Below are 25,422 nucleotides of genomic sequence, written 5' to 3' on the forward strand. Positions count from 1 at the left end.
CCGCCGGCTAAGGATGAGACCTATGCATGACCAATTCCCGATGACCATACAACGTGTGCGCCAAATGTGCATAGTGCGGCCGCACAATTCTCCGCCGTCTGCGTGGCGGATTGCGCTGGGTCTTCGTTGCCGGCGGCGTTGAAACGCGCCGACGACCGGCACGCCAGTGTCATGACCCCACCGGCAGCGACCGCACGGCATCAACCCCGGTATCAGCCCACCGCATGTCCACGCCACTGTGCCGGCCCCGCGCAGTGGCCATCGTCGTGTGCGTGGCCGAACAACTCGTCCAGCAACCGCCGCGCCGGGCTCCATTCGCCGATCGCCGGGTGGATCAGCATGGCCTTGCAGGCGTCCAGATGGCTGCCGCTGAGCGCCGCCTCGATGGCGGCGTACTCGTACGCCTTGAACGTGTGCACCAGCCCCTGCACGGCGCTGGGCAGCGGCGCAGCCGGGACCGGCACGATGCGGTCGCGATCGATGTCTGCGGCGATTTCCACGATGTCGTCGTCGGCCAGCTCGCCCATCGCGCCCTGGTTGCGCACATTGACGACATGCCGCGCGGGCCGGGCGCCGGTCAGCGCGCTCATCACGTCCACCGCGATGCGGTGATAGCCGGTGCTGGCGCGGAACGGGTCCGGCTGCGGCGCCAGGTCCGGCGCGAAGGCCGAGCCGGCCTCGGCCTCCAGCTTCATGTACGAGCCGGAGCGCTGCGCCAGATAGGCCGCATAGGTCTGTACCGCACCGGTGGTGTCGCCGGCGTCCAGCCGGCTGCGCAGGTCGCCGATGAGGGTGCGGTTGAGCCGCTCGATCTCGCCGCCACGGCTCGCGCCGCTGGCGCGCTGGTTCTCCAGGGCGCGGCGGCGCTCGTAGAAGAAATACAGGTATTCGGTGGGGATCAGCCGCAGTGCGCGCAGCATGTCGAAGTCGAACAAGGGCGCCAGGTAGAGCTGGCGGAGGATGGCGTCGTCGGCGAGCACGCGGTCGAGGATGTCTTCGCCGCGCAGGCGCACCGCGCGGATCCAGCCCAGATGATTGAGCCCGACGTAGTCGCATTCCACATCGGCAGCCGGCTCGCCGAGCGCGCGTGCGATGTTGTGGAACAACTCCACCGGCGTATCGCAGATACCGACCACGCGCGCGCGGGTATGCGCGCTGATGGCCTGGGTGATCAGCCCGGCGGGGTTGGTGAAGCTCACCAGCCAGGCGTCCGGGCTCAGGCGTTCGATCATGCGCGCCTGTTCGATCGCCACCGGTACCGTGCGCAGCGCCTTGGCCACGCCGCCCGGGCCGGTGGTCTCCTGGCCGGGATAGCCATGGCCGATGATGGTCTGCTCATCGGAGGCGCGCTGGGCGATACCGCCGACGCGGATGCTGTTGAGCACGAAATGCGCGCCCTCGATCGCCGCTTCCAGCGAGGGCGCCGCATGCACCTGCAACGCGCCGCCGGCGTCGGCCACGACGGCGCGGCCCATCGCCACCATCAGCGCCAGCCGCTCCTGGTCGGGGTCGTACAGCACGATCTCGCGCGCGCCCAGCGCCTCGGCGGCTTCGTTGACGCCGTACACCACCAAGGGTGTGCGGACGCCGCCGCCGCCGATCAGGGTGAGCTTGCGATTGTCGACAGAACTGCTCATGGAACGTCCTCGTGTGTGGGGGGAGATAGGAGAAACAGGCCGTCGAGCGCACCGAGCGCGCTGCAGCAGGCCGCGCCCGCGTGGCAGCCGTGCTGTGCGCTCTCATCCGGCGACAGGCCGCGCAGCTGGGCGGCGAGAAAGCCGGCATCGAAGGCGTCGCCGGCGCCGGTGGTGTCGCGCACCGGCACGATGGGTGCGGCGACCCGGCGTGCGCCGGCGTCATCGATCACCATCGCGCCGGCAGCGCCGCGCTTGATCACCGCCTGGCGCAGGCCGAGTGCGTGTGCCCATACCAGACACGCGTCGGCGCCATCGCCGCAGCCCATCAGCGCGGCTTCTTTCTGGTTGGGCAGAAACCAGGTCACCGCGCGGCAGGTGGCGTGGTTGGCAGGATCGGCCAGCCAGGCCGGGCTGAAGCCGACATCCAGCGAGGTGCTGCAGCCGGCACGCGCCAGCAGCGGCAGGAGGGGCTGCGCCACCGCAGCAGGCAGCGGCAGGGCGAAGTGCACGTGGGTGGCCGCAGACATCGCGGCGATGGAGGTTTCATCCAGCAGGAGCGCACTCAGGTCGGCATTGGCGCCGTGGTAGGTGAAGAACGAGCGGTCGTCCTGTAGCGACACGCTGGTGGTCACGCCGGTGCCGGCCGGTGAGTCGACCAAGCCATCGGCGGACACGCCGAACTCGCCCAGGCGCTGCGCGAACACCGGACGGTCCTGCGCACCGATCGCACCGAGCACGTGCACGCCGCAGCCCAGCCGTGCCAGCGCGCAGGCGGTGATCAGCGTGCCGCCACCCAACTCGCGCGCGTAGTGACGCGCAAGCGCTTCTTCGCCGGGTGCCGGCCAGCGTTCGAAACCGCTGAAGATGTGGTCGAGATACACCTCGCCGACCACCATGATCTGTGCGGCGCTCATTGCAGCTGGAACGGCCATGCGCGCTCCCTCCGTGCCTGGATCAGATACAGCACACTGCCCACGCACAGCGCCAGCACTGCCGCCAATACGCGATGGCCGGGGCTGGTGGCCAGCAGATACAGCCAACCGGCCACGCTGATCAGCAGCGGCCACGGATACAGCGGCATCGAAAATGCACGGCGGCGCCGCTTGCGTCGCAACAGCACCACGGCCAAGCACTGCGCCAGAAACTGGAACAGGATCTGGATGATCATCAAGGTGGCGATCAGATCGTCCAGCGACAGCAGGCAGGCCAGCACGGACGTTGCGCCGACGAACAGCAGCGATACGGTGGGAAAGCCGCCACGTGGATGCAGCCGCGCAAACACGCCGAAGAATTGCCCGGCCGCGGCGGCGGCATATGGCACCCGCGAATATCCCAGCAACACCACCAGTGCCGAGCCCCAGCTGGCCAGCACGATCAACGCCAGTGCCACGGTGCTGCCCGCCGGCCCGTAGATGGCCTGCATGAAGTCGGCCATCACCGCCTTGGATTGCGCCGCCTGCTGCCAAGGCAGCACGCCGAGCAAGGTGACGTTGAGGCCCAGATAGAGCAGCGCCACGATCGGGATCGAGACCAGCACCGCCCGCGGAATGGTGCGGCGTGGCTTGCGGATTTCGCCACCGAGCATGCACACGTTGTTGTAGCCGCCGTAGTCGTACACCGCGATCAATGCCACTGCGCCCAAGCCCAGCCAGAAGCCGTGCGGCGAAGCCGGGCGCGCATGCAGGAAATCCTCGGCGATGCCCAGATCGAAATGCAGCACGCCGCTGCAAATGATCCACACGCAGGCACCGATCACCGCTGCGCTCACCAGCAACGACAGCACTTGCACCGAACGCACCTTGCGATACAGCAGCAGTGTGTTGAACGCGCACAGCGCCATCGCAATGGCGGTGAGCCGGGCATGGCCCAGGCCGGGCAGCAGGAACGCGAGATATTGCACGCAGCCCACCGCCGCCGAGCCCACCGACAGCGGTGCGGTCAGCAGCGTTTGCCACAGATACAAAAACCCGAACAGGCGCCCCCAGCGTTCGCGCCCGTATGCCTCGCGCAGATAGTGGTACGGTCCGCCCGAGCGCGGAATCGCAGCGCCGAGTTCGGCCCACACCAGCCCATCGCACAGGCACAGCAGCGCACCGGCCACCCAGCCGATCAACACCGATGGGCCAGCCAACGCCGACAACGCCAGCGGAATGGTGATGAACGGGCCGATGCCGATCATGTTGAGCAGATTGGCCGACAGCGCGCTCCAGAAACCCAGCGTGCGCGGCGGGGCGCGTGCAGCTGTGGACGATGGCGGCACCACCGAGGGGCTCAGCATGCGCTGTACGCCGCATGCGTGCTGCGTGCTGTGGTGGCTGCGTCATGGGCAGCGCGCAGGCTGTCGGCGCAGTGGATCGCGGTGGCCTCCAGTTGATGCAGATCCAGCACCAGCACTGCATTGTTGCCTTTGCGCAGCCAAGCGCCGGGGCAGAACAGGCACTGTTGCGGGCCGATGTTCCAGTAACGCCCCAACAGGCGTCCGTTGACCCACAGATAGCCTTTGCGCCACTGGCGCATGTCCAGGTACACGTCGCCGACCGTTTGCAGTGCGATATCGGCGGCGAAGAACAGGCCGGGGCGCGCGGCTGGCGCTTGCAGCGGGCGCAACGTGGGCGCGGTGTCGCTGTCCAGCGCTACGCCGTGCACCTGCCAGCCGCGCAGCTCGCTGCCATCCAGTCGCACCGGGCCGAGCAGGCCTTTGGCATCGCCCAGTGCCGGGCCGAAATTGATATGGCCGAAACTGTCGACCAGCATGTCGAGCTGGCGTTCCTTCGCGGCGGCGTTCGGCAGGGCGAGTTGCGTTGCACTGTTGAGGTGCGCATGCCGCATGCGCGAGACATGGCCGATCTCGCGGCCATCCAGGTGGACTGCTGCGTAGTCGTGCACCAGGCCCAGGTCCAGTTGCGTGCCGGCGGCAATGCGGCGCCGATAGACCGCCAGGCCCAGGTTCTGCCTGAGCAGGGTCTGGTTGTCGGCAGGCTGGTCGCTAGGCACCGGCTGGTCGCCCAGGTTGTCCCACAGCGATGCGACCGGGTGTGCGATGACCGCGTCGAAGCGAGCGCGCGCTGGCGCCGCCGGAATCGCCGGCAGCGGGCCGCTGCTGTGTTGGGCGATGATGCTGCGCAGTGCCGTGTAGGCCGGCGTGGCGCAGCCGCGTTCGTCGATCGGTGCGCTGTAGTCGTAGCTGGTGAGCACCGGCTGGAATTGCGAACCGTCGTCTTCGGCATTGGCGCCAGCGCTCAGCCCGAAGTTGCTGCCGCCGTGCACCACATACAGGTTGAACGAATAGCCGGCTGCCATGAGGTGCTGCAGCATCGGCGCGTAGTCGCGGCGCGCCACATCGGCATCGCCCCAATGCGTCAACCAGCCCGGGTAGCCTTCGGCCACCCATACCGGTGCGTCACCTGCGATGGTTCTGGCCTGCTGTAACTCCTGCAGATCCGCACCATCCAGACCCAGCGCCGCGCCGGGCAGGTAGGCCTTGCGTCGGCGCAGGTCCTTCATGCCTTCGGCCAGCGAAAACGGGCCATCGATGCCGTGCTGGCGCCAAAGCGCAGCCAGCGCCTGCAGATAGCCCACGTCGCTGCCGTGCATGCTGTATTCGTTCTCGATCTGCAGCATCAGCACCGGCCCGCCGGCACCGGCCATCAGCGGTGCGAGGTGTGGCGCCACCGCGGCGATATAGCGCTGTACCGCTGCCATGTAACGTGCATCATTGGCGTCGCGTAACCGCATGCCCGGTTCGCGCAGCAGGTAGGGCGGCAGCCCGCCCAGCGTCCATTCGGCGCACACGTAAGGGCCGGGTCGCAGATACACCCACATGCCTTCCTGCTGGCAGAGCTTGATGAAGGCGACGAAATCCCGCTCGTCGGTCGCGAAATCGAACTGCCCCGGCTCGCGCTCGTAGGCATTCCACATCAGGTACAGCGCAATCGTGTTCAAGCCCATCGCCTTGGCCATGCGGATGCGCTGCAGCCAATCCGCACGGGCGATGCGCAACGGATGCATCTCGCCACTGCGCAACTGCCACGGCTGCTGGTCCAGCACGAACTGTCCGCGGTCGAAGCCGAATACATGCGGGCGACCATCCGGCACTGGCGCACGCAGCGACGACAGCAGCGCCGGCGCGGCCGCCAGGCCGAACGGCGCGAGCAGCCAAAACGTGCATAGACTCCTGCGTTTCATCGTCTCTCCAGCCAGGAAAGGAACTGCCGCGTTATATCGATCGCATTGCGGTGCGCCATGCCGCGCCGCCAGGTCTGCGGCGCAGCGCGGCCCACTGCTAGAACGCGTACTTGACAGTGAACAGCGCCGTGCTTCCGGCATCGACGATGTCGGAGATCGCCAGATTGCGGCGGCCTACATGCGCCCAATAGCTGTATTCCTTGGTCAGGTTGGAGATCGACAGATCCATGCTCACGCCATTGTCGAAGCGGTAGCCGGTGTGCAGATCCACACGTCGGGTGGGGCGTGCCCACAGGTCGTTCCACGGCGCGCCTTCGTGCAGGAAGTCGTAGCCCAGCAGGTACGAACTGCTGAAGTGGTAGCTCAGGTTCAGCGAGAACCCGTTGTGTTCGTAGAACACTTCCAGGTTGGCCATTGCCGCCGGCGCCGACTGCATGTGCTCGTTCTCGAAACCGTCCAGGCCCAGGTCCGCACGCGCGTGCTGGCGGGTGGCGTTGGCGCTCACGCCCAGGCCATCGAACGGGGCGGGCAGGTCCTGGAATTTTTGCCGGGCGCTGATTTCAACGCCGTAGATCTTGCCGTCGCCGCCATTGGTGGGCATGTGGTACAGCACCGTGCCGCTACCGGTGGTGCTGCCATTGGCCTGCGCCGAGCCGGCATCGTAGATGTAGTTGCGCAGTTGCTTGTAGAAGCCGGCCAGCGAAAAAAAGCGGCCGTGCTGCGTGGACCATTCGCCGGACAGGTCCAGGTTGGTCGATTCGATCGGCTTCAGGTCCGGGTTGCCCTGAGTGATGGTGGTGACGCCATTGGAGATGTCGATCTGGCTGCCGCCGCCCAGCTGCACGAAGGCCGGCCGGGTGTAGCTGGTCCACAGCGAGGCGCGATACGCCGTGCGCAGATCCGGTCGCCAGGTCAGGAACACACTGGGCAAGGGCTCGTTATAGGAGGTGTGGTTATGGTCGAAGTAGCCGGTAATGTCGTTGCCGTCGGCGTCCGTCGGGCTCACCCAGAAGGTGTTGTTGATCGCGGTGTGTTCCAAGCGCACGCCGGGCACGATGTCCAGGTTGCCCATGGTGAAGGTGGCGCTGGCGTAGGCGGCACCGACCGCCTCGGTGCCGCGCATGGTGTTGCAGTTGAAGTTGTTGACGTAGAACGCGTTGCCGCAGGTGTCCAGATCGTCGTCGGTGAGATGTTGCGTAATCACACCGGCCACCGCGGCTTCGCTCACGCGCGGGGTGTTCCAGTCGTATTTACCCGGGAAGATCGATGCATAGGTGCCGGTGAAGATACCCAGCTCGCCCAGCGTGGTGGTGCCATCCACGCCGCCGGTATACCAGTCGCGGTTGGTGTAGCGGCGACGGCTCTTGCTGTACTTGACGCCAAACTGCACCGAGCGCAGTGCGCCGTCCTCTTCGAAGTCGTAGCGGGTATCGCGTGCGCCGCCTTTCTTCTGGCCGGAGTAGATCTTGGTCAGCTCGCCATAGCTGCCAGCATAGAGTGAGGGGATGTTGTTGACCTGCGCCTGCAGCGCCGGAGTGAGCTGCGGGTATGGAAATGCACCGCCGCCATAGGCCACCAGGGTATTACCGGAATAGGCGTAGTTGTCCTGGGTGAACTTGTCTTCGCGTCCATCGATCTCGACATGGTCGGGGCGGTCGTTGTCGCCGAAGCTGTAGAACACGTTGGGCATGAAGGTCCAGCCGCCCACGGTCTTTTTTGCGCCGATCTGAAAGGTGGCCAGATCGGCGATTTCCGGGTTGGTTTCGTACCAGAAACGCGAGGCGATGCGGCCGATGTTGGGCGTATACACGCCAGGCGTGCCGGTTGGCACGTAGCGCACATCCTGCGGCAGTAGCTGCACGAAGGTGGTGCCCTGATCTGTTTTGGCATAGGCGTAGGTCATGCGCGCGTAGAGCGACAGGGTGTCGTCCACGTGCCAATCAAACGATGCATTGCCGCCGTAGCGGCGCTCCCAGCCTGCGGCAATCCCGACATTCATGCCGGTGCTGGTGAGGTTGTGTTGCGGATCGAAGCCGGCGGCGTTGCCGCCGTTGGCGTCGGTGTTCAAATATTCCCACGAGCCATCGTTGAGCGCGCTGGTGGCCGCGGCCACTTCGCTGTTGGTGGTGGTGCGGTAGTCGTAGTACGCGCTGGCATACACGCCAAACTGCTGCGCATCGCCGAATTTGTGCTGAAACTCGCCACCGAAGCCGCCACCCAGGCCATCGCCGTCGTAATCGCGCGCGCGGCTCTCCACCCGGCCGCTACCGGTGACGCTGCCGCTGGTGGTGTCCTTGAAGTCGTAGGCGGTGGGGGTGCGGAAATCCAACGTGCCGCCGATCGCATCGCCGTCCATGTCGGCAGTGGAGGTCTTGTTGGCGACGATGGTCTGCAGTCCGGTCGGCGGTAGCAGGCTGAGCTGCACGCTGCGGCTATACGGCATGCCCTGCGCCACGGTGACGCCGTCGATCATGTTGACGTTGTATTCGGAAGGTAGCCCGCGCACCGAGGCAAACATGCCTTCGCCGCGTGCTGCACCGTCGATGCCGCCGAAATAGCCCGAGCCGGTGCTGGTGATGTTGATGCCGGCGATCAGGCCCAGCGCTTCGGCCACGTTGTGCACGGCGGTGCGTTGCAGGTCGTTGGCCGACAGCACATCGACCGTGTTGGCCGCGTTGATCTTCAGGTCGCTGGCGTCGTAGCGGTTGCTCACCACGCTGATCGCCTTCATTTGCTTGACCTGTTCCAGCGCGATCGCCACCGACGCAGTACCGGTCTCGCCGACCTGGATGCTGGTTTCGGCCGCGCTGAAGCCGGGATACTCCAGATTCAGCGCGTACTGCCCTGCAGGCACGTCACGGATGACGAAATGCCCGCGCGCATCGGCGACCGCACTATAGGCGGTACCTGCGATACGCACCTTCGCATTCGCTGCCGGCTTGCCGCTGCTGGCTTCCTTCAGGTCGCCTTCCACCGTGCCGGCCATTGCCGTCGCCGCCGATGCCATGCCGGTGAGGGTCAGGATTGCCACGGCCCATTGCTTGCCATTCGAACGTTCACGCTTTTCCACGTGCCACCTCGCCAGATGCTGGGCAACGTTGCCGATGGCAACGCCCTCCAATGCCTTTGCTCTTGGGCAGACGGTTCGCACGATGGAGCACACACATGGCATCGCGCAGCACGCCGTCAAAGCGTGCGCGTATTACCGCATGGGATGCACGTCGAAGCGTCTGCCAGCTGGGACAGCTGTTGCAGGCGTCAGTGGCGGGGCGGGGAATAGCCGGCGATGCACTTGAAGCGCGATCGCATGGCGCTCAATTTATAGTGCTTGGTCATGCCGGCTGCACCAGTGCAACGAGCGCGCGCATGTGGGCAGGGCGAGGCAACGCGAGGGCGGCAACACGGAGACGCTGGTCGATACGACGATGCTGCATACAACCATCTCCCGGTGCGCGTGCTGCGTGGAAACGCTGTTGCTGTCGATCAGCCCACGGGCATCGCAATGACGTGTGTTGCCGGCTGAGGTGAGTGATAGACCGCGCTGTTGCGACTGTCAAGCAGGTGTGAAGTGTGTGCTCAGATCGTCGTGCCGGCTGCGCAATGAAGACGAATACAGCGTCGCGGCACGCCGATGGCGATGATTTCCGGTGCGGCGCAGCATTGCCGTGCGTCAACGCAACAGGCGCCGGCTGAAACAGCCGGCGCCTGTTGCGCGTCATGTGATTACAGGCATTACTTGGGCAACGGCGAGCGTCCCTGGATCGAAAACGACGCAGCATTGCCAGCGGCGCCGGTGCCGGGCTGCCCGCCGCCGACGAACAACGTATAGTCGCCGGCCTCCACTGCGCGCTGCCCACTGCGATCCACGTCGCTCAAGGCGCGTGCATCCAGATGGAAGGTCAGCGTGCGTTGCTCGCCCGCTGCAAGATGCACGCGCTGAAAACCGACCAGGCTGCGCAACGGCGACTGCGGGCGGTCCGGATATCGCAGATACACCTGCGCCACTTCGTCGCCGGCACGTGCACCGGTGTTGCGCACGGTAGCGGTCACCTGCAACGGATTGCCGGCTTGCAGCGTGGTGGTGGACAGCTGCGGCGCGTCGTAGGCAAAGCGGGTGTAGCTCAGGCCATAGCCGAACGGAAACAGCGGCTCGCCCTTGAAGTAGCGGTAGGTGCGGCCCTTCATGTCGTAGCTGACGTAGGCCGGCAGGTCCTTGGTGGAGCGATAGAAGGTCACCGGCAGGCGACCGCCGGGATTGTCGTCGCCGGCCAGCATGCGCGCGATCGCGGTACCGCCGGACTGGCCCGGGTACCACGCGGCCACGATCGCATCGGCATGCGTCTTGGCCCAGTTCAGGGCCACCGCGCTGCCGCTCATCAGCACCACCACCAGCGGTTTGCCCGACGCCTTTGCCCGTTCGAGCAAGGTTTGCTGCGGGGCGGACAGGGCGATGTCGTTGCGATCGCCGCCGTCGAAGCCGGGGACATCGATCCGCAACTCTTCGCCTTCCACATCCGGCGACAGGCCAACGAAAGCGACCACGGCGTCTGCCTGTGCCACGGCCTGCGCGGCTTCGGCCAGTTGCGCGGCGGCAGGAGCCAGCCATTCCAGGCGCACGCCCTGATCCTGGCCGCGATGCTCCATTTCCAGGCGGATCTTGCGTGGGCGGGTGTCGTCGAAATGCAGCACGGTTTCCACGCTGCGGCCGTCGGCGTTGTGCATGCCGGCCGGCACGTGCTTGTCTTCGGCGTTGCCGGCGACCACCAGCTTGTCGTCGATATACAGGCGTACCGGGTCGTGCCCGCTGCAATCGAAGCAACGCGCCACGCGCACCGCCAGGGTGTAATCGCCAGCGCTGGGCGGCAGCAGTTCGCCGCTCCAGCGTACTGCATAACGGTCGGCCGGTACCCCCTTGGCCGGGGCGACCTGATCCCAGTTGAAGCTCACCGTGCGGTCCTGCCGCACCACGCGCGCAGCACCGCTCATGTCGACATTGTCGAAATACTCGCCACGCAGTCCCGGCTTGCCATCGCTGCGCAATGCCGTTTCCGGGATCATGCCCGGCACGCCGGCGGCCAACGGTGCGCCTTGTGCGTAGCTCACCTGCTGCGCACCGAAGCGCTGACGCAGGCCCAGCAACGGCGTCACGGGCGCGGACGAAGTGCCCTGGTAATTGGCCTCCAATGCCGCCAGTGCGTCCGCATTCGGGCCGATCACCGCCAGCCGCGTGCCGGCTCTGAGCGGCAACGTGTTGGCATCGTTCTTCAGCAGCACGATCGACTCGGCAGCCGCCTGCAAGGCCAACGCACGATGCGCCGCGTTGTCCACGTCCTTCGCACCGAGCCGTGCGTACGGATCCTTGCGCGGGGCCTCCAGCTCGCCCAGGCGATAGCGCGCGGCAAACAGGCGCACCAGCGATTGGTCGAGCAAGGCTTCGTCCACGTCGCCGCGCGCGATCGCCATGCCGAGTTCGCGATAGGCATGCCCGCAATTGAGATCGTGCCCGGCCTTCAGCGCGGCGGCCGACGAGCCGGCGTTGTCGGGGCGGAAATAATGGAACTGGGTCATGTCGTCGACTGCATCGCAGTCGGACACCACAAAGCCCTTGAAGCCCCAGTCGCCGCGCACGCGGCCGTTGAGCAGCCAGTCCGCCGCGCAGACCGGGGTGCCGTGCAACGCGTTGTAGGCACACATCACCGAGCCGGCCTGGCCTTCGACCAGCGCGGCGCGGAACGCCGGCGTATAGGTCGCTTCCACATCGTGCGGCGACACATCCACATCGAAGCCATGCCGTCCCGGCTCGGGGCCGCTGTGCACTGCGATGTGTTTGGGCGTGGCGATCGTGCGTGGGTGGTTGAGATCCTCGCCCTGCAGGCCGCGGATAAAGCCCACCGCCATTTGCCCGGTGAGAAACGGATCTTCCCCGTAGGTTTCCATGCCACGGCCCCAGCGCGGGTCGCGGAAAATGTTGATATTGGGCGACCAGATGGTCAGACCGGCATAGCGCTGATGGTCCTTGCCCGGACCGCCGGCCTGGTTGAACTTGGCGCGCGCTTCGGTGGACACCACCGTGCCCACTTGCTGCATCAGGCTGGTATTCCAGCTCGCCGCCAGGCCGATCGACTGCGGAAACACCGTGGCGTAGCCGTTGCGCGCGATGCCGTGCAGGCCTTCGCTCCACCACTCGTAGGCGGGGATGCCCAGGCGCGGAATCGCCGGGGCATCGTTCATGGCCTGCGCCACCTTTTCTTCGCGGCTCATCTGCGCGACCAGCGCGGCGGCGCGCTGTTCGGGCGATCCGGCCGGTTTGGCGGGGGCAGCAAGGGCGAGGCAGGGCAGCGTCAGCCCAAGGCCCACTGCCATGGCAAGGCGCGATACAAACACGGACGACATGGATTCACTCCTGGGCAGCGGACAAGGCCGCTGGGCATTGTTCTAGTAGTGCCGCAGTGGCTGCGGTGAGGTGAAGGGTGGGGCGCGGCGGTGTCATGCGCGTCATGGGTGAAGGCTGGTGCTGGTCCTGCGGCGGGCCCTCATCCGCCCCTGCGGGGCACCTCCTCCCGCCAGCAGGAGAAGGGTACGCATGATCGAAGGAAGGCATTCATCGCAGGAAATCGCGTCCTTCTCCCGCTCCGCGGGAGAAGGTGCCCGAAGGGCGGATGAGGGGCCGCGCCGCTCTTCATTTCGCAGCCGCTGCCTCCTGCGGCTCCGGCGGCGCACCAGCCAGCGTGGCGGCCAGGTCGCGCACCTGTAGCGCCGATTGCAATTGCGCCAGCGCCGCCTTGCTGGTCACGCGTACGGTCAACGGCTCGCCCGGCAGCAGGTCGAAGGCGTTGTCCGAGAGCGTGGCATCCACATCGCCGAACGACAGCCATACCTCGCGCGCCAGCGTGTCGCTGGTCAGGGTGAGTGCGTAGCCATCGCCATCGGCACGCCACTGGCTGTCGATCTTCGCAGCCGGCAAGGCGAGCTGCTTGGCCGGCGCGAAGAACACCACCTCACGCGACAGCAACGTGTCGCCGTCCAGCAGCTCGAACACCGCGTAGGTGCGCTTGGGATCGGCGCTGCCCAGCAATTGCTTGTCGCTGAAGTTGCCCACCTGTTGGCTGCTCAGCGCGTTGACGCTGGCTTTTTCCTCGCGCTTGCTCAGCACCTTGCCATCCATGCCCATCACCCGCATGCGCCAGCGTGCCGCCAGCGGGGTGGTGCGGTCGGACACCAGCGACACCTCGGTCTGGCCCTTGTCGTTGCGCAACGCGGCGATCATTTCCGGCGCGTAGAAGCGGCGTGCATGGTAGTGCAGCGCCTTCCAGCGGCCGTAGTAATCCACGCTGGACCACGACGCACCCTGCCACACATCGTTGAGCTGCCAGTACAGCGAACCCATCGACTGCGGGCGCGAGGCGCGCAGATGAGAGGCCGCGATGTTGATGCCTTCGGCCTGCATCAGCTGGCTCAGGTAGACGAAGCTTTCGAAATCCTTGGGCTCGCCGAATTCGCGGCGGATGTAGAGCATCAGCCGCTTGTTGCCGTTGCCCTTGTCGAACTTCTGATGCACGCGCATCACCGGCGATTCCGGGTCCATGTCGCCGGGCTCGGCAAATGCACGCACGGTGCGCATATCGGGGAACGACTGCAGGCCGTACTCGGACATGAAGCGCGGGGTGACGTTGAGGTATTCGGTGACCGGCAGGGCAGGGCCGCCCCACACCTTCCAGTAATGCATGTCGCCATCGTTGGTCTGGTCGGCCGCGCCATCGAAATCGGTGCCGGGCGAGGTGGCCCAGTACGGCACATCGCTGTCGTAGGTGGCCACCACTTCGCGGAACACGGTGCCGAACAAGGTGGTCATGCCGCGTTCGATGCGGGTGCGTTCTTCCGGGTCCACCGACTGCTTGAACTTGACCCGGTCGCCCCAGTTTTCCCAACCGGTCTGCACTTCGTTGTTGCCGCACCACAACACGATACTGGGGTGATCGCGCAGCCGCTTGACCTGCTCGATCGCCTCCTGCCGGGTGTTCTCGCGGAACTCCACGTCGTATGGCGGTACCGCGCCGCCGAACATGAAGTCCTGCCAGATCATGATGCCAAGCTCGTCGGCGACGTCGTAAAAATAGTCGTCCTGGTAATGCCCGCCGCCCCACATGCGCAGCATGTTCATGTTGGCATCGCGCGCGTCCTGCAAGGTGCTGCGCATGCGCTCGTGCGTGACACGTGCGGGGAAGGCATCCAGCGGAATCAGGTTGGCCCCCTTGGCGAAGATCGGGATGCCGTTGATCACGATCTCCATGCTCTTGCCGAACCGGTCTTTTTCGCGACGCAGCTCCACCGAACGCAGGCCGGTGACGCGCTTGATCTGCTGGCTGTCGCCATCGGCATCGCGCACGCTAGCGACGAAGGTGTAGCGGTCCTGCGCGCCGTAACCGGCCGGAAACCAGCGCTTGGGATTGGCGATGCGCGCCGCCAGGTCGACGCGGTTCTGGCCGGGATCGACCACCGCGTCCTGGGTGAACTGGCCGACTTTTTGCCCATCCGGGCCCAGTACATCCAGCGTCACCTGCACCGGGCCGCTGCGGCCGGCCTGCAGGTCCAATTGCGCCTGCACTTGCGCACTGTGCGCATCCACCCGTTGCTGGGCGATATGCAGCCCGTCCACCCGCACGGCATCCCACGCTTCCACGCGCACATCCTTCCAGATGCCGGCGTTGACCATGCGCGGACCCCAGTCCCAACCGAAGTTGTACGGCGCCTTGCGCACATAGGTCGAGCTGTGCCGTGCCTCCGGCTCGTCCCCGAACGCCGAATCGTAGGCACCCGGCAGCGCATACGGCTGCTTGGCCAGCCACGGCTGGATTTTCTTGATCGGCGAATACAGCTTGACCTCCAGCAGGTTATCGCCGCGCTTGAGCAAGGATTTCGCGTCCACGCGCCACTGCCGGAACATGTTGTCGGCGCTGAGCAGCTGCTTGCCATTGAGGGTGACCTCGGCAAATGTGTCCAGGCCGTCGAACACCAACTCGACATGTTCGCGCTTGAGCGTGGCCGCATCGACAGTGAAGCGGGTCTGGTATTGCCAATCGCTCAGGCCGGCCCACTGGATCTTGCCTTCGTTGTCGCGATAGAACGGGTCGGGCACGATCTTGGCGGCGATCAGGTCGGTCTGCACCGCACCGGGCACCTGCGCCGGCAGCCACGCCGCTGCTTTCGGATACGTCTTGCCCTGCTCCTGACCCGGCACCAGCCGCACCCGCCAGCCGCCATCCAGCGTCACCGCCGTGGGCGGCGCTGCCCAGGCCTGCGAGATGGCCAAGGCCAGGGCAAGCCCGAGACGGGCGGGGGTGGGAACAACACGATGACGGGACAGGGGCATGCGTGACTCTCCTAGGGTGGCTCAGCGCGTGGCGGCGGGGGGCGCCTGCGCAGTGGTTTCAATCAATTGAACGGCGCCGATGGCGTACAGGGGGCCGCGAATCGGCGCGGTGAAGCGCAGGCACAGATCGTGGACGCCGGTGCGTGCAGGCAGTGCGGTTTCCAGGGTGAATTGCTCGCCCAGGGTGTCGCTGCGCGGCAGCTGCACGCTGGCGATCAGATCGCCGTCGCAGCCCAGACGCACTTCCAGCTCACCGCCGCGGGTTTTGGCCGGGTATTGCACGACCTTGGATTGCTCGTGCGCCAGGCCGAAGTTGTTGGGCAGGCGTGCGGCGTCGATGCGGATTGCGCCGATACCGTCCAGCCGTGCCTGCGGATACAGGCGGCAGGCATGGAACAGGTCGACGTTGTACACCGGCGTGTCGGCGCCGGTCATCTCCGGCAGCAGCGGCAGCCGCAAGCCGAGCGCGCCGGTTTCGACGCAGTGCTGCAGTCCCTGCGTATCCACCCGCAACAAACTGGCGCGATCGAAGGTACGGCTGCGCGTGGCCGCCAGCGGCGTGCCGTTCGCATCGAACGCCGTGGCCTTGACCGTGGTCGGCAAGCGAATCGTCAACGGCGCGCTGTAGCGCGGCGATGCCGGCGTGGGCTCGCTGCCGTCGATGGTGTAGTGCAGCGTGCCCGCGCCGGCTTGCGTGCTCAGTGTCACCTTGGCCGGCCCGCCGGCGAGCACCGGATTGGGTCCGCCTTCCAGCGCGATATCGGCAGCGAAGGCGCCGTCGCTGTAATCGATGCCCAGCGCCTTGTAGCGCTGCAGCTGCGCCGGCATGCGGGCCAGAAAGCTGTTCCAGTTGCGCGCTGCCGGCGGCGACCAGGTCACTTCCGCTATTGCAGATAAACGTGGGGACAAGGCGTGATCCACATGCCACTGCGAGGGGATGTATTCGGACCACAACGCGCCTTGTGCGCCCAGTACATGCCTGGCCTGTTCGGCGCTGAGCTCGGCCGGCACCGGGTCGAATGCGTAGACCTTCGACAGCGGCAACACCGTGAGGCGACCGTTCGGTTCGTCGCTGCGGGTGGTCTGCAGGTTGTCCAGATACAGCCAGTCGCCCGGCGCCAGCACCACATCGTGGCCTTGCTGTGCTGCAGTCACCGCGCCTTCGATGCCGCGCCACGACATCACCGACGCACTGGCCGGCACGCCGCCTTCCAGAATTTCATCCCAGCCGATCATGCGCCGGCCGTGCTGGGTGAGGTAGGCCGCCAGCTGTTCGTTGAACCAGCCCTGCATCGCATGCGCGTCCTTGACCCCGAGCTTGCGCATCTGCGCGCGCACCGCCGGCGAGGCTTCCCATTGATCCTTCACCGCCTCATCGCCACCGATGTGGATGTAGGTCGATGGGAACAAGGTCAGCACTTCGTCCAGCACGTTGGTGATGAAGGTCAGGCTACGTTCGCTGGTGTTGAACAGATACAGGTTGACGCCCCAGTCCACGCCCACCTGCGTGCGTGCGCCGGGTACGCCCACTTCTTCGGGGTAGGCGGCAACGGCTGCCTGTGCATGGCCGGGCATGTCCAGTTCCGGCAGCACCGTGATATGCAGGCGCGCCGCATAGGCGACGATCTCGCTGATCTGTTCCTGGATGTAGAAGCCGCCATAACGCTGCGGCGTGCCGTGCTGGCCGGCGCCGGGCGGTGTGCGCCATGCGCCTACCTCGGTGAGCTTGGGATAGCGCTTGATCTCGATGCGCCAGCCCTGGTCATCGGTGAGATGCCAATGCAGCACGTTGAGCTTGTGCAGGGCCATCGTATCGAGCACATGCTTGACCGTGTCCACGTCATGGAAATGCCGGGCCACATCCAGGTGCTGGCCGCGCCAGCTGAAACGCGGCCAGTCGCGAATCGCCACCGCCGGCAGCTGGACCTCGCCCTTGCGTGCATCCGGTGTCATCAATTGCCAGGCGCTGATTGCGCCGTACAACAAGCCGGCGCCATCGCGCGCGGCGATGCGCACGCCCCTGGCGTCGGCCTCCAGGCTGTAGCCTTCCTTGTGCGCTACCGGCGCCTGCGCGCTGCGCTCCAGGCGGATGCTGCCCGGCGATGCGCTGGTTTCGGCGCGCACTTCCAACCGCAGCCCGCGTGTGCGTTGCAGCAAATCGGCCAGATGTTCGGCACTGCGGCGTGCATCGGCATCGCCGGGTACGATCGAGATCACCGTGCCGGCGCCCACCGTGAAGCTGCCGCTACCGCGTTTGACCTCGACTGCTGCGGGAATCAGTGGCAACGGGGTACCCGCAGTGTCTGCGGTTGCGGCAGCAGGTGCGCCCGCGGTGGCAGCGGCCGGCGAGGTGCCTGGCGCACGTTGACCGCAGCCGGCCAGCGACACTGCTGCGAACGCAAGCGCAAGCAGGCGCGAGGAGAACGGCGCGACGGCTGTCAGGCGTGCGGTGGGTGCGGAGTTCGACGTCATGCAATCACATCCCGGTATGGCGGCGGTACACGGCAGCCACGCACAGTAGCAAAGCCGTGTCGGAAGACGCAGTGACTGGCGCACGCTTGGTCCCGCTGCGCAGCGTGGGCACCGCGTGGTCATGCGATCACGTCAGGGGCGTCGGTCGCTGCAAAACGGGCGCGGGCAACGCTGGAATCGGAATGCAGCCACGCAGTCCGATTCCTTGCACCAGCCGCGCCCGCCTGATCACTGTGCCATCGTAGCGTCGGCTGCGCTTAGCGCTGCGCGGTCGGTAGCTCGTCCCACACCTTCGGGTCTTCGGCGCCCAGCACCCAGCAGCTGAAGCCTTCCAGGCCGTATTGCTTGGTCAGCTCGTAACGTGCCTTGAAGCTGCGCGCGTCCGGGCGGAACACCCACTCGCGCATGTCGTCGCGATAGAAGTAGAACCACGATTCCTGCTCGACCGGATCCCACTGCACGGTGGCGTTCTGTTCCTGCGCCAGCGGGAATGACTCGTCTGCATCGATATACGTTGCGGAAATGTTCGATGCCTCGGTGCCGTCTTCCTTCACCGGGTTGCCGGTGTACCAGCGGTAGCCGTAGGTGGCGATGCCCAGCGATAGCTTGTCCTTCGGCACCTGGGTGATGGCGTAATCCAGGTGCTTCTTCATCCACACCATGCCATCGACCGGGCCCGGCGTGGTCCAGCGCGTGTGCTGGTCGTAGGTCATCAGGCTGACCAGATCCACCGCCTGGCCCAGCGCCTTGAGGTCGTACGCACCGCGCCAGTATTCCCACATCCACTTGGAGAACTGGCCGCCTTCGGCATAACCCGGTGCATTCGGCACCACGGCGACCGACATCTTGAAACCGGCCTTGTGCAGCGCATCTGCGGTCTGCTTGACCATCAGCGTGTAGGCGTCGCGGTCGGTCCAGGCGATGTTTTCGAAATCGAACTGGAAGCCGTAGTACTTGTGCTGCTTGCCGTGGATGAGCAGCGATTCGATCATGCGCTTCTTGGCGGCTTCGTCATGCATCAGCTTGTGGAAGCCTTCGCGACCGGTCGTCATCGACAGGATCGGCATCACCCGCAGCTTGTGCTGCTTGGCGATGTCGTACAGGTACATGTTGGGGGTGCCGTTGACCAGGCCGTTCTGGTCCACGCCGTACCAGGTGGGCACCACCACATCGATCTTGTCGACGTTGGCAATGAACGAGTTGGTCGATTTCTGCGTGTTCATCAGATAGAACAACGCCGTGGGGTTTTTGGCCAAGGCCGGGGCGCAGGCAAATGCCAGCGCGAGCAACATCCAGGTCAATCGCTTGCTCATGAAAGACAACATCCGTCAGGGAGTGGGGGAGGAGAGGTCGATGCGGAACACATAGGCACTTTCGCCAACCGGCTTGGCCGGCAGGCGCAGATGCAGGCCGTCGGCCCGTTGTTCGAACGGGATCTTCTTGCCGTTTGCCAGCAAGGTCACCGCGTGCACGCCGTCGGCGGCCTTGAGCGAGCGGATCACCGCCTCGCCGTTGCTGGGCCAGCCGAGTTCGATCGCATACAGCGCGCCATCGCGCGCAGTGAAGCGGAAATCCTCGGCCGTGTACGGCTTGGTCTTGATGTCCTGGAAAGTGCCGCCCACCACTTCGGTGGGGCCTTCGCCATACACGCGCCACGGCTTGCTGTCGTAGATCGCGCCGCCGTTGGTCTTGAGCCACTTGCCGATCGCCAGCAGGATGCCGCGCTCGGTCTCCGGAATCGAACCATCGGCGCGCGGGCCGATGTTGAGCATCAGGTTGCCGTTCTTGGCCACCACGTCGGCCAGCATGTGGATGATGAAGGTGGGCGACTTGTAGGTGTCGTTTTCGATATAGCCCCACGAGGCGTTGCTTACCGAGGTGTCGGTCTGCCAATGCGTGGGGTGGATGCCGGTGAGCTGGCCGCGCTCGATATCCAGCGTGCCTGCACCTTCGGGGAAGGCGCCCAGCTTGTAGTTCACCACCACGCCGCGGTCTGCTTCGGTACGCGCCGCGCCCTGGTTGTAGTAATACGCCAGCATCGTCGGCAGGCTGCGGCGGAAGGTGGGGTGGGCAATCCACCAATCGAAATAGATCAGGTCCGGTTGATAGGTGTCGATCAACTCGGTGGTGCGCGCCAGCCAATCGTCCAGCCAGGCCTGCGAGACCGGTGTCCAGTCGTTGGCCACATCGGCATCGTCCTTGCCCGGCAGGCGCACCTGCGCCGGACCATACAGCGCGGCGTAACGCGGATCGTTGACGTCCGAATCGAAGGTGCGCCCGCCATCGAAGAACCAGTTGTGTTCGGCGCGGTGCGATGACAGCCCGAAATGCAGCCCCTGTGCGCGGATGGCCTTGGACAACTCGCCCAGCAGGTCGCGCTTGGGCCCCATCTTCATTGCGGTCCAGTCGGACAATTTGGAATCGTACAGCGCAAAACCGTCGTGGTGCTCGGCCACCGGCACTACATAGCGCGCGCCGGATTGCCGGAACAGCTTGGCCCAGCCAGTCGGGTCGAACTTGGGCGCGGTGAACTTGGGAATCAGATCCTTGTAGCCGGAACTCGCCTGCGGCCCGTAGGTCGCCACGTGATGGGCAAATTCCTTGGAGCCTTGCAGATACATGTTGCGCGAATACCACTCGCTGCCGAACGCCGGCACCGAGAACACGCCCCAGTGGATGAAGATGCCGAACTTGGCGTTGTCGTACCACGCCGGCGATTGATAGGCCTTCAGTGCGGCCCAGTCGGGACGGAACGGGCCCTTGCGTGCGCCGGCTTCGGCTTCGCGCACCAGACGTTCGCGTTCGGGCGCATAGGCAGCGGTGGCATCGAGCCACTGCTGGTCGATCGCCTCGGGGCTGAGCGTGGTGGCGGTAGGGGCGGTCGGCGATTGCGCCGCGTTGACGTGCAGCGCGGGCAGCGCGAGCAACAGAGCGAACGCGAGCATTCGGCTCCTGGGTGCAGCTCCGGCGTGGCGGCGGGATGGAGCCGCGAACTGGCGGCTATCGGTCGTCATGGGAACTGCACTCCTGTAAGCGAAACGCGTCGGTCATGCTGCGGCCGCGCGTAGATGGCGAAAGCGGGCCTGGCCACGCCCCCTCGGCGGCGAAGGGCGTGGCCAGTACCACTCCTTGTTGCGACATCGACCTGCCGCTGCGGACAGCGACAGGTCCAAAAAAAAAGCGCGCCACCGTGGAGGGTCGGTGGCGCGCCGGGACTACATCAGAACTTGAAGTTCAGCTGGGCCTGGTAGCCGCGGCCGTTCTTGTAGAACGCTGTCGGGGTGTCCCTGGTTCCGCTGTACAAGCGGTAGGTGGAATCCAGCAGGTTGGTGGCGCCGAAGGTGAGGCCCATGTAGTCGGTGATCTGATACGAGGCGGTCAAATCCAGCTGCTTGTAGCTGTCTGCGAAGTCTTCCGAGCCCAGGCGTCCGATCTGGGTGAAGTACTTCGAGCGGTAGCTGTAGTTCACACGCACCGTCCAGTCGCCGTGTTCCCAATACGGGATCACGTTGTAGGTGTCGCGCGACAGGTAGGGCAGGTTCAAGCCGGTGCTCGCATCGGATTTGGCAAACGTGTAGTTCGCCTGCAATCCGAAGCCGAGGCCGAACGCCTGCTGATAGTTGATCGATGCGCCCTTGACCTTTGCATCGGAAACGTTGACCGGCGTGGTCACCTGGTAGACGCCCGCCACCGCCGGCGGCGCCGGATTGAGCTGCTGGCTGACCGTGGTATTGACGATGTAGGAGCTGATATCGCGATAGAAGACTTCACCGGACAACATGCTGGACGGCGCGAAATACCATTCGGCAGCCAGATCGTAGTTGGTGGATTCGTACGGTTTCAGATCCGGGTTGCCACCGTTGGCGGTCAGGTTGCCGTTGCCGCTGTTGATGGTGAACGAACCGGCCAGATCGGCATAACGCGGACGTGCGATGACCTTGGCAGCCGAGAAGCGCAGCACGGTGTCGTCGGTGACGTCATAGGCGATGTTGAAGCTCGGCAGCGCCTTGCGGTAGTCGTTGGTTTCGGCAACACGGCTGAAGGTGGTGCCACCGTCCTGGCTCTGCCAGTACTCGGACTTGTCGGTGGTGTCGACCAGGCGCACGCCAACGTTACCGCGCCACTTGCCGGTCTCGTAGTTCAATTGCGTGTAGAAGTTCTGCGTGATTTCCTTCACGTCGAACGAGGAGCCGAAGTCGGTACGGTACGGGCCCTGCGGCTGCGACAGCAGATAGTTGCGGATCGAGCTCAGGCTGGCGGTCGGCCAGGTGGTCAGATCGCCGCTGGCGCCTAGGCCGTCATACAGGCTGCTCGGCGTGCTACCGGGGTTGAACTGCGTCAGCGACACCGCGTCAGTGGAGTTGATACGGTTGCCGCGCGCATCCACGCCGTTGTTGTGGTTGATGTACTTGTAGCCGAACTGCAGCTTGGTGAACGGGCCCCTTTCCAGGTCGCGCGAAGCATCCCACTGGAAGTACTTCTCGTCGTCCTTGCTCTTCTGGTAGGCGATACCGCCTGCCTGCATGATCGGCGTGCTAGTGCCGGGAACGTTTCCCTGCTGCCCGGGAGCCAAACCTGCCGGATTACCTGGCAAGACCCAGTTCGCTGCTCCGCCGTTGTCGTAGTTGACCGCGGTGTTGCGACCATCAAACGCGTAGTTGTAACCGCCGTCCTGCATCAGGAACTTCATCAGGTATTCGGGGTTCTTTCCGCCGGTCGCTTCGGTGTAACCGGCCTGGGTGGTGAACACCCACTTTTCGCCGGACCAGTCATGACGCAGGTTCAGGCTCTTGGTAGTGACGGTGCTTTCACGGTAGTTTGCGTCCAGCTGGGAATATGGTTGCGCGAGTCCGCTATCTGCGAAATTCGCGGAGGTGACCACTCCATTTTGCACTGTCGCCCTGTCTATCAGTCGCATGTTGCTGATTTGGACAGCATTCCCGTTTTCATCGACAGAGCCATCCGCTGCCGGTGAACTGCAGTTTGGGCACACATAACGCGCCTGGCTGAAGTTGTTGTACTTGCCCTTGATGTACAGACCGGTCAGGTTGAACTCGTTCTGCTCGTCGGGTTTCCACTGCAACGCGCCCTGCAGGCCACTGCGCTCACGGGTCTGCTGGAAGAACGCGCTGCTGATGCCGGCGGGCACACGTGCGGTGGCCACATCGCTGCCGTCGCCGGTGATGGTGGCGGTCGGCGGAATGTTGGCACCGGTGGTGTAGCCGAAGTATTCGATACCGGCGCGCGCCAGGTCCTGCTTGTCGTGCGTGGCGGAGATCAACGCGCCGAAGGTTTCGTCGTCGTTCTTCCAGTTCCACAGCGCCGAACCGCGCGGATTGCCCTCTTCGGAGCGGTCGTTGTAGTTGTAGCCGACCGAGCCGCGGATGGTGTTCTTGGGCAGGTCCAGCGGCTTGCGGGTGTGCACGATCACCGTGCCGCCGATCGAGCCTTCGTCGATGCGCGCTTCAGGGGTCTTGTAGACCTCCATCAGGCCGATGATTTCCGGCGACAGCAGCGTGTAGTTGAAGGTACGGCCGCTGGTATCGGTCGGGTTGCCGCCCCAGTCGCCCGAGGCGATGGTCTGGCCATTGAGCAGCACGCGGTTCAAGGCCGGGTCGGTGCCGTTGATGCTGACCTTTTCGCCTTCGCCGAACTGGCGGTCGACGCTGATACCCGGAAGATGCGACAGCGATTCGGCCGCATTGACGTCCGGGAACTTGCCGATGTCTTCGGCGCTGATCGCATCGACGATGGAGTTGGCCGAGCGCTTGACCGCCTGGCTCTTCTCCAGCGACGCGCGGTAGCCGGTGACGGTGATGGTATCCAGCTCGGTGGTGGCCGACGGCGTGCTGGCCGGGGCTTGTTGTTCTTGTCCGGCAGCCATTGCAGAGCCGGAGCAGTACAGAGCGGCGGTGATACAGAGTGCTAACGTCGTGGTGCGGCTGTGCATGGCTAAACCTCATTGGTTAGTGCTGTGAGCGTGCTGCCCTGCAATAGGACGCAACGCGCTCGGCGTGGCCGGCAAAACAACACGCCCTGACCGATCGCGATAATTGCGCTGGCACGCTTGTTTCGAAGCAGGGTGCAGGCGATTCGCGCGGTGAAGGAGGTGTCCCCCGTGTGGTGAAGCGGTGGAGCTAAACGCACATCAGCGAGCGGGAACGTCGGGCGACGCACGACTCGCGAATCTGGAATGCCAGGCGAGGGAATGCCCGTTCTTCAGTACCGAACAGTCCATGGCCCCTCCTGCCAGAACTCCGATTTGAATCGAGTCTCGCGTAGCCCTGACAGCGTTGTCAACACGTCGTCACAGATCTCTGATGTGGCTGCGATTGCGCTGCAATGCAGCATTTTCAGGCGAAAGCCGACTTTGCCTCGCAGCAGTTTGCGCAATACGCTTTGCGAGCGCGACTGCTACCATCGGCGCGTACGATCGAAAATGTCGCAGCTGCCCCGGTTCGCCCTGGGGTTGTGCAGGAATCGCCGTTGCGCCTGCGTATTTTTGGCGAATGACGCGCGCCGTCCCGTCCGGGACGCGTCGCGGTTGCCACGGTTGCGTTACAGGGCGATTGCTGACAACGTTGTCTACCCGTTGGCCGTTCGTCGGACAACGCGCGACGACGCCAGCCGCCGCCACTGATCAGGAGAATGCGTGAGCGCAAGCAGTCCAATGGAAGCGGTGGCCTTTCCGCGCCCCGAAACCTTCGTTGCCGCCGATGTGGGCGGCACGCACGTGCGCCTGGCGCTGGTATGCGAGAGCAATGACGCGGGCAAGCCGATCACGGTGCTGGACTATCGCAAGTACCGCTGCGCCGACTATCCGGGCCTTGCCGACATCATGGCCGCGTTCTTCGCGGAACTGGGTTGTGCACCAGTACGCCGGGGCGTGATCGCCAGCGCCGGCTACGCGCTGGAAGACGGTAGCGTGATCACCACCAATCTGCCCTGGGTACTGGCGCCGGAGCAGATTCGCCGCCAGCTCGGCATGCAGGCCCTGCATCTGGTCAACGATTTCGAAGCGGTCGCCTATGCGGCCAATTACATGAGCGGCAACCAGGTCATGCAGTTGTCTGGCCCGGTGCAGGGTGCCGCAGGCCCGGCGTTGGTGCTTGGTCCGGGCACGGGCCTGGGCGCGGCGCTGTGGATCCCCAACGGTGGTCATCCGGTGGTGCTGCCCACCGAAGCCGGCCACGCTGCACTGGCGCCGGCCAGCGATCTGGAAATGGCGTTGCTGCAGGAACTGCGGCGCACGCGCACCCACGTGGGGACCGAAACGCTGTTGTCCGGCCCGGGCCTGTTGAATCTGTACACCGCGCTGGCGGCCTTGCGTGGGGACACCGTGGTGCACGCCAGCCCGGCCGATATCACCGCGGCCGCAATGGCCGGCAACGATGGATTGGCGCACGACGCCTTGCAGGCGTTTTGCGGATTTATGGGCAGCGTGGTCGGCGACCTGATGCTGCTGTATGGCGTGCGCAGTGGCGTTTATCTGGCTGGCGGTTTCCTGCCGCAAATCGCCACCTTTATCGCCGATAGCGACTTCGTCGCGCGCCTGCTCGACAAGGGCGCATTGCGTCCCGCGCTGGAGCAGGTGCCGGTGAGCATCGTCGAGCACGGCCAGCTTGGCGTCATGGGTGCTGCCAGCTGGTTCCTGCAGCGCGGCCGCTGAGCGCTCGCATACGGCAGGTGCAGCGAGCCGGCTGCACCAGATCGATCAACTCCGCATTCCGGTAGGAGCGCAGCCAGGCGCGACGCGGC

The 25,422-nt window shown here is 65.2% G+C and carries 12 protein-coding genes; 1 reads left to right on the plus strand and 11 read right to left on the minus strand.

Annotated elements, in window-relative coordinates; genetic code table 11:
• Nucleotides 1-212: 212 nt before the first annotated feature.
• The 11 genes from F7R02_RS04240 to F7R02_RS04290 all read right to left on the minus strand — a co-directional run bounded on the left by F7R02_RS04240 (nucleotide 213) and on the right by F7R02_RS04290 (nucleotide 23,614).
• The gene (locus tag F7R02_RS04240; RefSeq protein WP_078590233.1) at nucleotides 213-1,637 is read right to left on the minus strand and encodes a family 4 glycosyl hydrolase; all 1,425 of its coding nucleotides are present in this window, start codon (nucleotides 1,635-1,637) and stop codon (nucleotides 213-215) included.
• Nucleotides 1,634-2,569 carry a carbohydrate kinase family protein gene (locus tag F7R02_RS04245; protein ID WP_235857429.1) on the minus strand — a complete coding sequence of 312 codons (936 nt, stop codon included), beginning with the start codon at nucleotides 2,567-2,569 and terminating at the stop codon, nucleotides 1,634-1,636. The genes F7R02_RS04240 and F7R02_RS04245 overlap by 4 nt, the downstream gene beginning before the upstream one ends.
• On the minus strand, nucleotides 2,548-3,915 hold the full coding sequence (locus F7R02_RS04250; protein WP_078590234.1) for an APC family permease: 1,368 nt from the start codon (nucleotides 3,913-3,915) through the stop codon (nucleotides 2,548-2,550). Before F7R02_RS04250 ends, F7R02_RS04245 begins: the two co-directional genes overlap by 22 nt.
• Nucleotides 3,909-5,822: a beta-galactosidase gene (locus F7R02_RS04255; protein WP_078590235.1), complete on the minus strand. Its 1,914-nt coding sequence runs from the start codon at nucleotides 5,820-5,822 to the stop codon at nucleotides 3,909-3,911. Before F7R02_RS04255 ends, F7R02_RS04250 begins: the two co-directional genes overlap by 7 nt.
• A gap of 97 nt (nucleotides 5,823-5,919) precedes the next feature.
• Entirely contained in the window at nucleotides 5,920-8,808 is a 2,889-nt protein-coding gene (locus tag F7R02_RS04260; RefSeq protein WP_235857431.1) for a TonB-dependent receptor, read from the minus strand.
• A 746-nt stretch (nucleotides 8,809-9,554) separates the two neighbouring features.
• Nucleotides 9,555-12,215 carry a glycoside hydrolase family 3 C-terminal domain-containing protein gene (locus F7R02_RS04265; protein ID WP_078590236.1) on the minus strand — a complete coding sequence of 887 codons (2,661 nt, stop codon included), beginning with the start codon at nucleotides 12,213-12,215 and terminating at the stop codon, nucleotides 9,555-9,557.
• A 286-nt stretch (nucleotides 12,216-12,501) separates the two neighbouring features.
• The gene (locus F7R02_RS04270) at nucleotides 12,502-15,192 is read right to left on the minus strand and encodes a beta-mannosidase (RefSeq protein ID WP_139371013.1); all 2,691 of its coding nucleotides are present in this window, start codon (nucleotides 15,190-15,192) and stop codon (nucleotides 12,502-12,504) included.
• A gap of 21 nt (nucleotides 15,193-15,213) precedes the next feature.
• Nucleotides 15,214-17,664: a family 20 glycosylhydrolase gene (locus F7R02_RS04275; protein ID WP_167520962.1), complete on the minus strand. Its 2,451-nt coding sequence runs from the start codon at nucleotides 17,662-17,664 to the stop codon at nucleotides 15,214-15,216.
• Between the two features lie 257 nt (nucleotides 17,665-17,921).
• Nucleotides 17,922-18,989, minus strand: coding sequence for a glycosyl hydrolase family 18 protein (locus F7R02_RS04280; RefSeq protein WP_017155577.1), 1,068 nt, complete (start codon nucleotides 18,987-18,989; stop codon nucleotides 17,922-17,924).
• Nucleotides 18,990-18,992: 3 nt separating this feature from the next.
• The gene (locus F7R02_RS04285) at nucleotides 18,993-20,678 is read right to left on the minus strand and encodes an alpha-L-fucosidase (protein ID WP_078590238.1); all 1,686 of its coding nucleotides are present in this window, start codon (nucleotides 20,676-20,678) and stop codon (nucleotides 18,993-18,995) included.
• Nucleotides 20,679-20,884: 206 nt separating this feature from the next.
• Nucleotides 20,885-23,614 (minus strand): TonB-dependent receptor, encoded by a 2,730-nt coding sequence (locus tag F7R02_RS04290; RefSeq protein ID WP_078590239.1) that lies wholly within the window; start codon nucleotides 23,612-23,614, stop codon nucleotides 20,885-20,887.
• 720 nt (nucleotides 23,615-24,334) lie between these two features.
• On the opposite strand from F7R02_RS04290, the gene F7R02_RS04295 reads away from it, so the two are divergent.
• Entirely contained in the window at nucleotides 24,335-25,333 is a 999-nt protein-coding gene (locus F7R02_RS04295) for a glucokinase family protein (protein WP_172397256.1), read from the plus strand.
• Nucleotides 25,334-25,422 lie beyond the last annotated feature (89 nt).

It is taken from the genome of Xanthomonas cissicola, from assembly GCF_008801575.1.
In the GTDB taxonomy this organism is placed as follows: Bacteria; Pseudomonadota; Gammaproteobacteria; order Xanthomonadales; family Xanthomonadaceae; genus Xanthomonas; species Xanthomonas cissicola.

Bases quoted from the DNA above. Each gene is read 5' to 3' on its own strand.
- F7R02_RS04280 (WP_017155577.1), bottom strand. From the start codon at position 18,989: ATGTTGTCTTTCATGAGCAAGCGATTGACCTGGATGTTGCTCGCGCTG.
- F7R02_RS04285 (WP_078590238.1), bottom strand. From the start codon at position 20,678: ATGACGACCGATAGCCGCCAGTTCGCGGCTCCATCCCGCCGCCACGCC.
- F7R02_RS04260 (WP_235857431.1), bottom strand. From the start codon at position 8,808: ATGGCCGGCACGGTGGAAGGCGACCTGAAGGAAGCCAGCAGCGGCAAG.
- F7R02_RS04270 (WP_139371013.1), bottom strand. From the start codon at position 15,192: ATGCCCCTGTCCCGTCATCGTGTTGTTCCCACCCCCGCCCGTCTCGGG.
- F7R02_RS04245 (WP_235857429.1), bottom strand. From the start codon at position 2,569: ATGGCCGTTCCAGCTGCAATGAGCGCCGCACAGATCATGGTGGTCGGC.
- F7R02_RS04265 (WP_078590236.1), bottom strand. From the start codon at position 12,215: ATGTCGTCCGTGTTTGTATCGCGCCTTGCCATGGCAGTGGGCCTTGGG.
- F7R02_RS04240 (WP_078590233.1), bottom strand. From the start codon at position 1,637: ATGAGCAGTTCTGTCGACAATCGCAAGCTCACCCTGATCGGCGGCGGC.
- F7R02_RS04295 (WP_172397256.1), top strand. From the start codon at position 24,335: ATGGAAGCGGTGGCCTTTCCGCGCCCCGAAACCTTCGTTGCCGCCGAT.
- F7R02_RS04250 (WP_078590234.1), bottom strand. From the start codon at position 3,915: ATGCTGAGCCCCTCGGTGGTGCCGCCATCGTCCACAGCTGCACGCGCC.
- F7R02_RS04290 (WP_078590239.1), bottom strand. From the start codon at position 23,614: ATGCACAGCCGCACCACGACGTTAGCACTCTGTATCACCGCCGCTCTG.
- F7R02_RS04275 (WP_167520962.1), bottom strand. From the start codon at position 17,664: ATGACGTCGAACTCCGCACCCACCGCACGCCTGACAGCCGTCGCGCCG.
- F7R02_RS04255 (WP_078590235.1), bottom strand. From the start codon at position 5,822: ATGAAACGCAGGAGTCTATGCACGTTTTGGCTGCTCGCGCCGTTCGGC.